At 72.4% G+C, this 13,153-nt stretch carries 13 protein-coding genes; 11 read left to right on the top strand and 2 right to left on the bottom strand.

What is annotated here, in order from left to right:
* Positions 1 to 170: 170 nt before the first annotated feature.
* Complete coding sequence (locus ACFXGA_RS35085) at positions 171 to 578, bottom strand: B-4DMT family transporter (protein WP_378095645.1); 408 nt, start codon at positions 576 to 578, stop codon at positions 171 to 173.
* A gap of 298 nt (positions 579 to 876) precedes the next feature.
* On the opposite strand from ACFXGA_RS35085, the gene ACFXGA_RS35080 reads away from it, so the two are divergent.
* The 3 genes from ACFXGA_RS35080 (at position 877) to nusB (ending at position 3,050) form a co-directional block, all read left to right on the top strand.
* Complete coding sequence (locus tag ACFXGA_RS35080) at positions 877 to 1,962, top strand: M24 family metallopeptidase (RefSeq protein WP_378095642.1); 1,086 nt, start codon at positions 877 to 879, stop codon at positions 1,960 to 1,962.
* A gap of 103 nt (positions 1,963 to 2,065) precedes the next feature.
* Positions 2,066 to 2,629: an elongation factor P gene (efp, locus tag ACFXGA_RS35075; RefSeq protein WP_378095639.1), complete on the top strand. Its 564-nt coding sequence runs from the start codon at positions 2,066 to 2,068 to the stop codon at positions 2,627 to 2,629.
* 1 nt (position 2,630) lies between these two features.
* Positions 2,631 to 3,050: a transcription antitermination factor NusB gene (gene nusB / locus ACFXGA_RS35070; protein WP_378095636.1), complete on the top strand. Its 420-nt coding sequence runs from the start codon at positions 2,631 to 2,633 to the stop codon at positions 3,048 to 3,050.
* A gap of 97 nt (positions 3,051 to 3,147) precedes the next feature.
* On the opposite strand, the gene ACFXGA_RS35065 is transcribed toward nusB, so the two are convergent.
* Positions 3,148 to 3,636, bottom strand: coding sequence for a transcriptional regulator (locus tag ACFXGA_RS35065; RefSeq protein WP_015103676.1), 489 nt, complete (start codon positions 3,634 to 3,636; stop codon positions 3,148 to 3,150).
* 258 nt (positions 3,637 to 3,894) lie between these two features.
* On the opposite strand from ACFXGA_RS35065, the gene pyrR reads away from it, so the two are divergent.
* The 8 genes from pyrR to mihF all read left to right on the top strand — a co-directional run bounded on the left by pyrR (position 3,895) and on the right by mihF (position 13,033).
* On the top strand, positions 3,895 to 4,467 hold the full coding sequence (gene pyrR, locus ACFXGA_RS35060) for a bifunctional pyr operon transcriptional regulator/uracil phosphoribosyltransferase PyrR (protein ID WP_378095633.1): 573 nt from the start codon (positions 3,895 to 3,897) through the stop codon (positions 4,465 to 4,467).
* Positions 4,464 to 5,396 (top strand): aspartate carbamoyltransferase catalytic subunit, encoded by a 933-nt coding sequence (locus ACFXGA_RS35055; protein WP_378095629.1) that lies wholly within the window; start codon positions 4,464 to 4,466, stop codon positions 5,394 to 5,396. Before pyrR ends, ACFXGA_RS35055 begins: the two co-directional genes overlap by 4 nt.
* Positions 5,393 to 6,676, top strand: coding sequence for a dihydroorotase (locus ACFXGA_RS35050; RefSeq protein ID WP_378095625.1), 1,284 nt, complete (start codon positions 5,393 to 5,395; stop codon positions 6,674 to 6,676). The genes ACFXGA_RS35055 and ACFXGA_RS35050 overlap by 4 nt, the downstream gene beginning before the upstream one ends.
* A complete protein-coding gene (locus ACFXGA_RS35045; protein WP_378095622.1) occupies positions 6,673 to 7,158 on the top strand; it encodes a transporter in 486 nt (161 codons plus the stop codon). Before ACFXGA_RS35050 ends, ACFXGA_RS35045 begins: the two co-directional genes overlap by 4 nt.
* Positions 7,155 to 8,282, top strand: coding sequence for a glutamine-hydrolyzing carbamoyl-phosphate synthase small subunit (gene carA / locus ACFXGA_RS35040; protein WP_378095618.1), 1,128 nt, complete (start codon positions 7,155 to 7,157; stop codon positions 8,280 to 8,282). The genes ACFXGA_RS35045 and carA overlap by 4 nt, the downstream gene beginning before the upstream one ends.
* Positions 8,282 to 11,581, top strand: coding sequence for a carbamoyl-phosphate synthase large subunit (carB, locus tag ACFXGA_RS35035; RefSeq protein WP_378095615.1), 3,300 nt, complete (start codon positions 8,282 to 8,284; stop codon positions 11,579 to 11,581). The genes carA and carB overlap by 1 nt, the downstream gene beginning before the upstream one ends.
* 32 nt (positions 11,582 to 11,613) lie before the next feature.
* The gene (pyrF, locus tag ACFXGA_RS35030; RefSeq protein ID WP_378095654.1) at positions 11,614 to 12,414 is read left to right on the top strand and encodes an orotidine-5'-phosphate decarboxylase; all 801 of its coding nucleotides are present in this window, start codon (positions 11,614 to 11,616) and stop codon (positions 12,412 to 12,414) included.
* Between the two features lie 301 nt (positions 12,415 to 12,715).
* Positions 12,716 to 13,033, top strand: coding sequence for an integration host factor, actinobacterial type (gene mihF / locus ACFXGA_RS35025; RefSeq protein WP_033427832.1), 318 nt, complete (start codon positions 12,716 to 12,718; stop codon positions 13,031 to 13,033).
* Positions 13,034 to 13,153: the final 120 nt, after the last annotated feature.

The following is a 13,153-nucleotide window of genomic DNA, read 5'->3' as shown; positions in this document are numbered from 1 at the left end:
GCCGGCAGGCCCGGCGGGGAAAAGCGTCCCGGCAGGCCTGCCGGCTTCGTCCAGCCTAAGGCACCCGAACCCATGTCAAATCGAGCCTCGGTGGGCGCGCTGCGGGTCCGTTGTGGGTGGGTTGGGGCTGGTTGGGTGGGGTGGCTGGGAGGGGGTGGTCCGGCGGGGTGTCAGTGTGAGTTCTCGGGCTTGGGTTGGGGTAGTGCGCTGCCCAGGCCCAGGCCGATGACGGCGGTCGCCATGACCAGGAGCGCGGTGAACGCGGCTCCGCCCGTCAGTGCCGGGCCGAGGGACTCCAGGCCCGTCTGGTCGATCAGCGACCGGCCCACCACGCCGGTCAGGCCGGCCAGCGGGCCGGCGACCAGGCCGGCCAGGAACCACACCATGCCCCGCCCGTCGAGCTGCCGCCACGCGTCCAGCGCGCCCCACAGCAGCCCGATCACGACCACCAGGCCGATCGCGATGTACCGGATGGCCGAAGCGGCCTCGGGGCTGTGGACGCTCACGGCCGAGGTGCCGGTCTGCACCCCGCCGTGGAACAACCCCATCCAGAACCCCCGGACCAGCCACGTGCGCATGCGATCCACCCTAAAGGTGGCCGGCGACCCGGCACAGTGGCCGGGGGCCGAGGCCGGGGCCGAGGCCGGGGCCGGGGGCCGGGGCCGGGGGTTGGGGCCGAGGCCGGGGCCGGGCCGGGGCTGGGGCCGGGGCCGGGGCCGGGGCCGGGGTTGGGGCTTGGGGCCGGGGCGCGGGATCGCGTCGACCGGGCGGTTGCGGTTCTTCTTCGGGTTGCATGGACTGGGGTGGTCGGCGGCGCAGGATTCACTCGATCGAGTGGCGCGGTGAGGGGGGTCGCCGGGCCTTAGGCTGCTGGGCATGCCGCACTCCACGCGCCGCGCCGCCCTGCGTGCCACGCTCCGGGACCGGGAGCTGGACGCGCTGCTGGTCACCAACCTGCTCAACGTCCGCTACCTGACCGGGTTCACCGGGTCGAACGCGGCCCTGCTGGTGCGCGCGGACTCCGATGACGCCTCGGTGTTCTGCACCGACGGCCGCTACCTCACCCAGGCCGCGGCGCAGGTGCCGGACCTGGAGCGGGTCATCGACCGGCCGTGCGACGCGGCGCTGGTGAAGCGGGCCGCGGCGGCGGGGGTCGGCCGGATCGGGTTCGAGAGCGGGCACGTGACCGTGGACGGGCTGGACGCGCTGGTGGACGCGGCCGGTGGCGCGTCGCTGGTCCGGGCGCCCGACCTGGTCGAACGGCTGCGGCTGGTCAAGGACGACGCCGAGGTCGAGGCGTTGCGGATGGCGTGCGCGGCGGCCGACCGGGCGCTGGCGGGGCTCATCGAGCACGGCGGGCTGCGGCCGGGTCGCACCGAGAAGGAGATCGCCCGCGAGCTGGAGAGCCGGATGCTCGACCACGGCGCGGCCGGGCCGTCGTTCGAGTCGATCGTGGCGGCGGGCGCGAACTCGGCGGTGCCGCACCACCGGCCGACCGACGCGGTGGTCCGGGACGGCGACTTCGTGAAGCTCGACTTCGGCGCGCTGGTCGACGGCTACCACTCCGACATGACCCGCACCGTGGTCGTCGGCCGGGCCGCGGACTGGCAGCGGGAGCTGTACGAACTGGTCGCGGCCTCGCAGGCGGCCGGCCGGGCGGCGCTCGGCGTCGGCGCGCGGGTCTCGGACGTGGACGCGGCGGCGCGCGGCGTGATCGAGGAGGCCGGGCACGGCGACGACTTCCTGCACGGCCTCGGGCACGGCGTCGGCCTGCAGATCCACGAGGCTCCAACGCTGTCCAAGGCGGGTGACGGTACACTTCTGCCCGGCATGGCGGTCACCGTCGAGCCCGGTGTGTACCTGGCCGGGAAGGGTGGTGTCCGCATCGAGGACACGCTCGTGGTGCGCGAAGGCGCCCCGGAGCTCCTCACCCTGACCACGAAGGAGCTCGTGGTCATCTGAAAGTCGGATCGCCCGGAATCGGATTCGTCGGCCAAGCCGACGGCAGTCGGAAAGTCGGCTCCGCCGACGGCACCTCACTCACGCAACAGGAGAGCCCACCACCGTGGCCACCACCAACGACCTCAAGAACGGCCTGGTGCTGAACCTCGACGGCCAGCTCTGGACCGTCACCGCGTTCCAGCACGTCAAGCCGGGCAAGGGTGGCGCCTTCGTGCGCACCACGTTGAAGCACGTCCTGTCCGGCAAGGTCGTGGACAAGACCTTCAACGCGGGCACCAAGGTCGAGACGGCCACCGTCGACAAGCGCGGCATGACGTACCTGTACAAGGACGGCGCCGACTTCGTCTTCATGGACGGCGACACGTACGACCAGATCAGCATCCCGGCCGAGACCGTCGGCGACGCGGCGAACTACATGCTGGAGAACCAGGAAGCGGTCGTCGCCATGCACGAGGGCGTCGCGCTCTACGTCGAGCTGCCGACCTCGGTCGAGCTCGTCATCCAGCACACCGACCCGGGCCTGCAGGGCGACCGCTCCACCGGCGGCACCAAGCCCGCCACGCTGGAGACCGGCGCGGAGATCCAGGTCCCGCTGTTCGTCAGCACCGGCGAGAAGATCAAGGTCGACACCCGCGACGGCCGCTACCTCGGCCGAGTGAACGGCTGAGATGGGCGCACGGAGCAAGGCGCGCAAACGCGCGGTCGACGTCCTCTACGAGGCCGACCTGCGGGGTTCCGACCCGGTGACGCTGCTCGCCGACCGGGTCGGGTCCGCGGACGTGCCGCCGGTGAACGACTACACGATCACCCTCGTGGAAGGCGTCACGGCGCATCGCGCGCGCATCGACGACCTGATCTCCGAGCACTCGGAGGGCTGGACGTTGCAGCGCATGCCGGCGGTCGACCGCGCGGTGCTGCGGATCGGCCTCTACGAGCTGCTGTGGGCGGCGGACGTGCCGGACGCGGTCGCGATCGACGAGGCCGTGGAGCTGGCCAAGGGCCTGTCCACGGACGACTCGCCGCGGTTCGTCAACGGCGTGCTCGGCCGGATCGCGGTCATCGCCGACCAGCTCCGGGCCGTGCTGTAGCGCACACCGTGCGCTGGCGCACAACCAGACGACGCGCCCGCGGGCGCGGGCCGGAGGGCCACCCGGGTGCGACCGCCGGGTGGCCCTTCCCGCGTGCTCAGTCCTCCTTGGCCGGACGGGCCTCGGGGGGCAGCACGCCCCAGTCGATGAGCTGCTCGGTCAGCTCGCCGGGCGTCATGTCGTAGATGATCGCCAGGGAGCGCAGGTCCTCGGTCCGGATGGACAGCACCTTGCCGTTGTAGTCACCGCGCTGGCTCTGGATGGTGGCCGCGTACCGCGCGAGCGGTCCGACCTTCTCCGCCGGCAGCTGCTGCAGCCGCTCCAGGTTGATGACGATCTTCGTGGCGGGTTCCGCACCGGACGGCACCCGACCCTCCGGCAGCAGCTCGGCCACCGGGACGCCGTAGAAGTCGGCCAGCTCGGCGAGCTTCTGCACGGTCACGGCGCGGTCGCCGCGCTCGTACGAGCCGACGACCACGGCCTTCCAGCGACCGCCGGACTTCTGCTCGACGCCGTGCAAAGACAAGCCCTGCTGCTGGCGGATCGCGCGGAGCTTTGCCCCCAGCGCCTTGGCGTAGTCGCCCATGTGGCGGTTCTCCGTTCATTCGCCCCGTCAGCCGGTAGGGGACTGCCGCGGGGAGGCTTAGATCAATACGCAGAGTAATGATTGCTCTCCGTGGTCACCAGGTCAAGCTGATCTCGATAGGACAGGTGGGCGAGACCACGCACACCACCCGGAAGATTGACCGCGCTCGCCTGATACGGTGCTGGTCAGCCCGGTCGCAGCCGGGTGTCCGACGTCCTTTAAGGACCCGTCCAGCGAGGCGGGGAAGGAGGTCCAACCGTGGCGCCACGTCAACGTGGCGCGACGGACCCGGCCGGGGAGCGCGAGCTTCTCTCGGCCGGCGACGTCGCGCGCACCGTCGCCCGAATGGCCCATCAGATCATCGAGAAGACCGCTCTTGATGCACCGAGCGCACCCGCAGTAGTCCTGATGGGGATCCCGAGCCGAGGCGCGCCGCTGGCCCGCCGGCTGGCCGTCCGCATCGCCGAGTTCTCCGGCGTCGAGGTGCCCACCGGCACCCTGGACGTGACCCTCTACCGGGACGACCTGCGCCGCGGCCCCACCCGGCCGCTGGAGGCGACGAAGCTGCCCGAGGGCGGGGTGGACGACAAGCTCGTCGTCCTGGTGGACGACGTGCTGTTCTCCGGCCGCACGATCCGCGCCGCGCTCGACGCGCTGCGGGACCACGGCCGCCCGCGCGCCGTGCAGCTCGCCGTCCTGGTCGACCGGGGCCACCGCGAGCTGCCGATCCGCGCGGACTACGTGGGCAAGAACGTGCCCACGGCCCGCACCGAGGAGGTCCACGTGCTCCTGGAGGAGTTCGACCGGCGCGACGGGGTGGTGCTGCGGTGAAGCACCTGCTCACCACCGAGGGCATCGACCCGGCGCAGGCGACCGCCATCCTGGACACCGCGGCGAGCCTCAAGCAGGCCCTCGAAGGCCGTGAGGTGCGCAAACTGCCCACGTTGCGCGGCCGCACGGTCATCACGATGTTCTACGAGAACTCCACCCGCACCCGCGTGAGCTTCGAGATCGCGGGCAAGTGGATGAGCGCGGACGTGGTGAACGTCTCGTCGTCGGGCTCCAGCGTCGGCAAGGGCGAGTCGCTGCGCGACACCGCGCTGACCCTGGCCGCGGCGGGCGCGGACTGCGTCGTCGTGCGGCACCCGGCGTCCGGCGCGGCGCACCGGCTGGCGGGCTGGCTGCGCGAGGCGGGCACGTCGGTCGTCAACGCGGGCGACGGCATGCACGAGCACCCCACCCAGGCGCTGCTGGACGCGGCCACCCTGCGGGAGCGGCTCGGCGACCTGCGCGGCCGCCGGATCGCGATCGTCGGCGACGTGCTGCACAGCCGGGTCGCCCGGTCGAACGTGCACCTGCTCACCGCGCTCGGCGCGGAGGTGACGCTCGTCGCACCGCCGACGCTGCTGCCGACCGGGGTGGAGAGCTGGCCGGTGACCCTCTCGCACGACCTGGACGCCGAGCTGCCCGGTCTCGACGCGGTCATGTTGCTGCGGGTCCAGGCCGAGCGGATGCACGGCGCTTTCTTCCCGTCGGCCCGTGAGTACTCGATCGCCTACGGCCTGAGCGAGCGGCGGCTGGGGCTGCTGCCCGAGCACGCCGTCGTGCTGCACCCCGGTCCGATGCTGCGCGGCATGGAGATCGCCTCGGCGGTCGCCGACTCGCCCCGCGCCGCGATCACCGACCAGGTGCGCAACGGCGTGCACGTGCGCATGGCCGTCCTGTACCACCTGCTCGCCCATGAAGAGGAGACTTCGTGAAACCCTTGATCCTCAAGGGAGTACGACCGTACGGCGAGGGCGACCCGGTAGACGTGCTGCTCCGCGACGGCGTGATCGCCGCCATCGGGTCCGTGGCCGAGGAGGGCGCGGACGTCCTGGACGGCGGCGGCGCGGTCCTGCTGCCCGGCTTCGTCGACCTGCACACCCACCTGCGCGAACCCGGCCGCGAGGACACCGAGACCATCGCCACCGGCTCGGCCGCCGCCGCGCTGGGCGGCTACACGGCGGTCTTCGCCATGGCCAACACCGACCCGGTCGCCGACAACGAGGTCGTCGTCCGGCACGTCGCCCGCCGCGGCCGCGAGGTCGGCCTGGTGGACGTGCACCCGGTCGGGGCGGTCACCGTGGGCCTGGAGGGCGTGAAGCTCGCCGAGCTGGGCACCATGGCCAAGGCGGGCGTCCGGGTGTTCTCCGACGACGGCCACTGCGTGCACGACCCGCTGATCATGCGGCGCGCCCTGGAGTACAGCAAGGCGCTGGACGTGGTCGTCGCGCAGCACGCGGAGGAGCCCCGGCTGACCGTGGGCGCGCAGGCGCACGAGGGCGAGCAGGCGTCCCGCCTGGGCCTGCAGGGCTGGCCCGCCGCCGCCGAGGAGTCGATCGTGGCGCGCGACTGCCTGCTGGCGCGGCACGCCGGCGCCCGGCTGCACGTGTGCCACGTGTCCACCACCGGCGCCGCCGACGTGCTCAGGTGGGCCAAGGCCCGCGGCACGCGGGTCTCCGCCGAGGTCACGCCGCACCACCTGCTGCTGACCGACGAGCGGCTGGCCACCTACGACCCGGTGAACAAGGTCAACCCGCCGCTGCGCACCGCGGCCGACGTGGAGGTGCTGCGCCGGGCGCTGGCCGAGGGCGTCATCGACTGCGTGGCCACCGACCACGCGCCGCACGCCGCGCAGGACAAGGACTGCGAGTGGTCCGCGGCCCGGCCCGGCATGCTCGGCCTGCAGACCGCGCTGTCGATCGTGGTCGAGACCATGGTCCGGACCGGCCTGCTGGACTGGCGCGGCGTGGCGCGGGTGATGAGCGAGCGGCCCGCCGAGATCGCGGGCCTGCCCGACCAGGGCCGGCCGATCGAGGTCGGCGAGCCCGCCACCCTGACCCTGGTCGACCCCGACGCCACCTGGACGGTGCGCGGCGCGGAGTTCGCGAGCATCGCGGCCAACACGCCGTTCGAGGGCATGGAGCTGCCCGCCGCGGTGGTCGCGACCGTGCTGCGCGGGCGGGTCACCGCGGCCGGCGGAAGGATCACCTCATGACCCGCGTGCTGCTGTCCCTGGCCGTGCTGGCGATCTTCCTGCTCTGCCTGTACGGCATGTGGCACGGCTGGCGGCGGCGCGCCCGCCGCCAGGCCGAGGTGCTCCCGGAGTTCCCGCAGCCGCCCGCCGACACCGGCGCGACGATGCTGGAGACGACCGGCGTGTACGTCGGCACCACGATCGGCGACGACTGGCAGGACCGGGTCGCGGTCGGCGACATCGGCCACCGCGCGGAGGCGACCCTCCGGCTCACCGAGCAGGGCGTGCTGGTGGAGCGCACGGGCGCGAGCGCCCTGTGGATCCCGGCGGAGCGGGTGCGCGGCGCCCGGACGGCCCGCGGCCTCGCGGGCAAGGTGATGACGGCGGACGGCCTGCTGGTCGTGCGCTGGGACCTCGGCGACCGGGTGTTCGACACCGGATTCCGGGGCGACGACAAGGACGTGTACGAGCAGTGGGTGCAGGCGCTGGGAGGCACCGCATGAACAACCCGGTCAAGACCGACGCGGCACTGGTGCTGGAGGACGGCCGCGTGTTCCGCGGCGAGTCCTACGGCGCGGTGGGCGCGAGCCTGGGCGAGGTGGTGTTCTCCACCGGCATGACCGGCTACCAGGAGACGCTGACCGACCCGTCCTACCACCGCCAGATCGTGGTGCAGACCGCGCCGCAGATCGGCAACACCGGCTGGAACGACGAGGACGACGAGTCGGGCCGCATCTGGGTCGCCGGGTACGTGGTGCGCGACCCGGCGCGCGTGCCGTCGAACTGGCGGTCCACCCGCGGCCTGGACGACGAGCTGGTCCGGCAGGGCGTCGTCGGCATCTCCGGCATCGACACCCGGATGCTGACCCGCCACCTGCGCGAGCAGGGCGCGATGCGGGCCGGCGTGTTCTCCGGCGACGAGCTGGGCACCGCCGAGGAGATGCTGGAACGCGTGCGCAGCGCGCCGCCCATGAAGGGCGCCGACCTCGCCGGGGACGTCACCACGCCGCGGCCCTACGTGGTCGAGGCCGTCGGCGAGCGCCGCTTCACGGTGGCCGCGCTGGACCTGGGCATCAAGTCCAACACGCCCCGGATGATGGCCGCCCGCGGCATCGAGGTGCACGTGCTGCCGCTGACCTCCACCGTGGACGACCTGGTGGCGGTCAAGCCCGACGGCGTGTTCCTGTCCAACGGGCCGGGCGACCCGGCCACCCAGGCGCACGCGGTCGAGCTGACCCGGGGCGTGCTGGACCGGCGCATCCCGCTGTTCGGCATCTGCTTCGGCAACCAGATCCTGGGCCGCGCGCTGGGCCGCGACACCTACAAGCTGCGCTACGGCCACCGGGGCATCAACATCCCGGTGATCGACGTGGCGACCGGCAAGGTCGCCATCACCGCGCAGAACCACGGGTTCGCGCTGGAGGGCGAGCCGGGCGAGGAGTTCACCTCCGACTTCGGCCGCGTGCTGCTGAGCCACTACTGCCCCAACGACGGCACCGTCGAGGGCGTGCGGGCGCTGGACGTGCCCGCGTTCAGCGTGCAGTACCACCCGGAAGCGGCGGCCGGACCGCACGACGCCGCACCGCTGTTCGACGAGTTCGTGACCATGATGGGCGAGGGCCGCTGATGCCGAAGAGGACTGATCTCAAGCACGTGCTCGTCATCGGCTCCGGGCCGATCGTCATCGGCCAGGCCTGCGAGTTCGACTACTCCGGCACCCAGGCGTGCCGGGTGCTGCGCGAGGAGGGCCTGCGCGTCTCGCTGGTCAACTCCAACCCGGCGACGATCATGACCGACCCGGAGTTCGCCGACGCCACCTACGTCGAGCCGATCACCCCGGAGTTCGTGGAGAAGGTCATCGCGGCCGAGCGGCCGGACGCCATCCTGGCCACCCTGGGCGGCCAGACCGCGCTGAACACCGCCATCGCCCTGCACGAGCGGGGCGTGCTGGAGAAGTACGACGTCGAGCTGATCGGCGCGGACATCGACGCCATCCAGCGCGGCGAGGACCGGCAGATCTTCAAGGACCTGGTCCGCAAGATCGGCGCGGACGTGCCGCGCAGCGCCGTCTGCAAGAGCATGGACGACGTCCGCGCGACCGTGGCCGAGCTGGGCCTGCCGGTCGTCATCCGCCCGTCGTTCACCATGGGCGGCCTCGGCTCCGGCATGGCGCACACCCCCGAGGAGCTGGAGCGGCTGGCCGCGAGCGGCCTGGCCGAGTCCCCGGTCACCGAGGTGCTCATCGAGGAGAGCGTGCTCGGCTGGAAGGAGTACGAGCTGGAGCTGATGCGCGACCGCAACGACAACGTGGTGGTCGTCTGCTCCATCGAGAACATCGACCCGATGGGCGTGCACACCGGCGACTCGGTGACCGTGGCCCCGGCGATGACGCTCACCGACCGCGAGTTCCAGCACATGCGCGACGTCGGCATCGCGGTCATCCGCGAGGTCGGGGTGGACACCGGCGGCTGCAACATCCAGTTCGCCATCCACCCGGAGAACGGCCGCATGGTCGTCATCGAAATGAACCCGCGCGTGTCGCGGTCGTCGGCGCTGGCGTCGAAAGCGACCGGTTTCCCGATCGCCAAGATCGCCGCGAAACTCGCCATCGGCTACACCCTGGACGAGATCCGCAACGACATCACCGGGGAAACGCCCGCGAGTTTCGAGCCGACGCTCGACTACGTCGTGGTGAAGGTGCCGCGGTTCGCGTTCGAGAAGTTCCCCGGCGCCGACCGCACCCTGACCACCACCATGAAGTCGGTCGGCGAGGCCATGGCCATCGGCCGCAGCTTCATCGAGGCCATGGGCAAGGCGCTGCGCTCCATGGAGACCAAGGCCGGCGGCTTCTGGACCACGCCCGACCCGGACGAGACGCTGGAGTCCACCCTGGACGCCCTGCGCACCGGGCACGACGGCCGGCTGTACACGGTGGACCGCGCGCTGCGCCTGGGCGCCACGGTCGAGCAGGTGCACGAGGCGTCGCGGATCGACCCGTGGTTCATCGAGCAGTTCGCCTGGCTGGTCGACCTGCGGCGGGAGATCGAGACCGCGCCGGTGCTGGACGAGCGGCTGCTGCGCAAGGCCAAGCGCGCGGGCCTGTCCGACCGGCAGGTCGCGGCGCTGCGCCCGGAGCTGGCCGGCGAGGACGGCGTCCGCGCCCTGCGGCACCGCCTCGGCGTGCGGCCGGTGTTCAAGACGGTCGACACCTGCGCCGCCGAGTTCGCCGCCCGCACGCCCTACCACTACTCGGCCTACGAGCTGGACCCCGACGCCGAGAGCGAGGTCACCGAGCAGCGGGAGAAGCCCAAGGTGCTGATCCTGGGCTCCGGGCCGAACCGGATCGGGCAGGGCATCGAGTTCGACTACTCGTGCGTGCACGCGGCCATGGCGCTGCGGGCCGCCGGGTACGAGACCGTCATGGTCAACTGCAACCCGGAGACCGTCTCCACCGACTACGACACGTCGGACCGGCTCTACTTCGAGCCGCTGACGTTCGAGGACGTGCTGGAGGCGTTCCACTCCGAGCAGCGCTCCGGCACGGTCGTGGGCGTGATCGTGCAGCTCGGCGGCCAGACGCCGCTGGGCCTCGCGCGCCGGCTCGCCGACGCGGGCGTGCCCGTCGTCGGCACCCCGCCGCACGCCATCCACCTCGCCGAGGAGCGCGGCGCGTTCGGCCAGGTCCTCGCCGAGGCCGGGCTGCCCGCCCCGAAGTACGGCATGGCCACCTCGTTCGCGCAGGCCAAGGCCATCGCCGACGAAATCGGCTACCCGGTGCTGGTGCGGCCGTCGTACGTGCTCGGCGGGCGCGGCATGGAGATCGTCTACGACGAGGAGACCCTGCGCAGCTACATCCAGCGCGCCACCGAGGTCAGCCCGGAGCACCCGGTGCTGGTCGACCGGTTCCTCGACGACGCGATCGAGATCGACGTGGACGCCCTCTACGACGGCAACGAGGTGTTCATCGGCGGCGTGATGGAGCACATCGAGGAGGCCGGCGTGCACTCCGGCGACTCGGCGTGCGCCCTGCCTCCGATCACGCTGGGCGAGTCCGACATCGACGCGGTCCGGCGCTCCACGCTGGCCATCGCCGAGGGCATCGGCGTGCGCGGCCTGCTCAACGTGCAGTACGCGCTGAAGGACGACGTGCTGTACGTCCTGGAGGCCAACCCGCGCGCCTCGCGCACCGTCCCGTTCGTCTCCAAGGCCACGGCGGTGCCGCTGGCCAAGGCCGCCGCGCGGATCATGCTCGGGGCGACCGTGGCCCAGCTGCGGGCCGAGGGGATGCTGCCCGCGGCGGGCGACGGCGCGAAGCTGCCGCCGCACGCCCCGGTCGCGGTCAAGGAGGCCGTGCTGCCGTTCCACCGGTTCCGCACGCCGGAGGGCAAGGGCGTCGACTCGCTGCTCGGGCCGGAGATGAAGTCGACCGGCGAGGTCATGGGCATCGACGTGTCGTTCGGCATGGCCTACGCCAAGTCCCAGACCGCCTCCTACGGCTCCCTGCCCACGTCGGGCCGGGTGTTCGTGTCGGTGGCCAACCGGGACAAGCGGGCCATGATCTTCCCGGTCAAGCGGCTCGCCGACCTGGGCTTCGAGGTGCTGGCCACCGCGGGCACGGCCGAGGTGCTGCGCCGCAACGGCATCCCGTGCACGATCGTGCGCAAGCACTTCGAGGGGGCCGACAACATCGTGGACGCCATCCTCGACGGCACCGTGGACATGATCATCAACACCCCGTACGGCAACCACGGCCCGCGCGTGGACGGCTACGAGATCCGCACCGCGGCCGTGGCCAGGGACATCCCCTGCGTGACCACGATCCAGGGCGCGGCGGCGGCCGTGCACGGCATCGAGGCGGCCATCCGCGGCGACATCGGCGTGCGGCCCCTCCAGGCGCTCCAGGCGGCCCTGCGGGGCGACGCGTGAGCGCCGCCGGGGGCGCGCGGTTCGGGGCGCGGATGGCGAAGGCGGTGGCCCAGCACGGGCCGCTGTGCGTGGGCATCGACCCGCACCCCGGCCTGCTGGCGTCCTGGGGGCTCCCCCGGGACGCCGCCGGGCTGGAGCGGTTCGCCCTGACCTGCGTGGAGGCGTTCGGCGGCCGGGTGGCGCTGGTGAAGCCGCAGGCGGCGTTCTTCGAGGCGCACGGCTCGCGGGGCGTGGCGGTCCTGGAGCGGGTCATCGCGGACCTGCGCGACAGCGGCACGCTCGTCCTGGTCGACGCCAAGCGCGGCGACATCGGCTCCACCATGGCCGCGTACGCCGCGGCCTACCTCACCGAGGGCTCGCCGCTGGCCGGCGACGCGGTCACCGCGTCGCCGTACCTCGGCTTCGGGTCGCTCGACCCGGCGCTGGAGGCGGCCTCCGCGAGCGGTCGCGGACTATTCGTCCTCGCGTTGACTTCGAATCCGGAAGGGGCCTCCGTGCAGCGCGCGGTGGGCCCCGACGGGCGCTCGGTCGCGCAGTCCGTCGTCGACGCCGCGGCCGCCGCGAACGCGGGCGCGGAACCGTTCGGCGACGTCGGCCTGGTGGTCGGCGCGACCGTCGGCGACCTCGGCGTGGACCTCTCCGACCTGCGCGGATACGTCCTGGCGCCGGGTTTCGGGGCGCAGGGCGCGACGGTCGCGGACCTGCGCGCGCTGTTCGGCGAGGACCTGCGCGGAGTGCTCCCGACGTCCTCCCGGGACGTGCTCAGGCACGGCCCGGAGACCGCATCGTTGCGGTCTGCGGTGGACGCCGTGCGGCGCTCGCTGGAGATGTGATCACGATCAAATCGCGACACGCTTCGCGTGGTCCGCTCACCTGCGCAAACGCTGCCTGGTACGGTCCTGGCCACCGGCGGGTCCATCACCCATCGAGCGCATACCACACACGGCGTGCGCAGGGCGTTACCGGTGGCGGTGATGGACCTGTTGGAGGGTGTTGGTACTACTACCACCCGCCGCAACCACTCCAGCGCTGAAAGATTCACCTGACTGGGACCCACGTTGTACCCAGGCAATTGCGCTCGGTACGGTCGCGGCACCGATCCAGAATTGAAATTCCCACACCACGGAGGAAATCGTGGCCCTTCCCCAGCTTACCGAGGAGCAGCGGGCCGCAGCGCTGGAGAAGGCTGCTGCCGCTCGTCGCGCTCGGGCTGAGCTCAAGGAGCGCCTCAAGCGTGGCGGCACGACCCTGACGGACGTGCTGAAGGCCGCCGAGAGCGACGAGGTCCTTGGCAAGATGAAGGTGTCCGCGCTGCTCGAGGCGCTTCCGGGCGTCGGCAAGGTGCGTGCGCAGCAGATCATGGAGCGCTTGGAGATCGCTCCGTCCCGTCGGCTGCGCGGCCTGGGTGAGCGGCAGCGCAAGGCGCTGCTCACCGAGTTCAGCGGCGAGTGAGTGATGGCACCGGGGTGGGGGGGGGGGGGGGCGGCCCCCCCCCCCCCCCCCCCCCGGGGGGGGCCCCCCCCCCGCGCGGCCGCGGGGTTTTAAAAAAACCACACCCACCCACCCAAACAA

The sequence above is a fragment of the Actinosynnema sp. NPDC059335 genome, assembly GCF_042752395.1.
In the GTDB taxonomy this organism is placed as follows: domain Bacteria; phylum Actinomycetota; class Actinomycetes; order Mycobacteriales; family Pseudonocardiaceae; genus Actinosynnema.
This window is presented reverse-complemented; position numbering and strand designations above follow the sequence as displayed.

Coding starts and splice junctions, on each gene's coding strand:
- ACFXGA_RS35085 (WP_378095645.1), bottom strand. CDS start 578: ATGCGCACGTGGCTGGTCCGGGGGTTCTGGATGGGGTTGTTCCACGGC.
- ACFXGA_RS35080 (WP_378095642.1), top strand. CDS start 877: ATGCCGCACTCCACGCGCCGCGCCGCCCTGCGTGCCACGCTCCGGGAC.
- nusB (WP_378095636.1), top strand. CDS start 2,631: ATGGGCGCACGGAGCAAGGCGCGCAAACGCGCGGTCGACGTCCTCTAC.
- ACFXGA_RS35065 (WP_015103676.1), bottom strand. CDS start 3,636: ATGGGCGACTACGCCAAGGCGCTGGGGGCAAAGCTCCGCGCGATCCGC.
- ACFXGA_RS35045 (WP_378095622.1), top strand. CDS start 6,673: ATGACCCGCGTGCTGCTGTCCCTGGCCGTGCTGGCGATCTTCCTGCTC.
- carA (WP_378095618.1), top strand. CDS start 7,155: ATGAACAACCCGGTCAAGACCGACGCGGCACTGGTGCTGGAGGACGGC.
- carB (WP_378095615.1), top strand. CDS start 8,282: ATGCCGAAGAGGACTGATCTCAAGCACGTGCTCGTCATCGGCTCCGGG.
- pyrF (WP_378095654.1), top strand. CDS start 11,614: ATGGCGAAGGCGGTGGCCCAGCACGGGCCGCTGTGCGTGGGCATCGAC.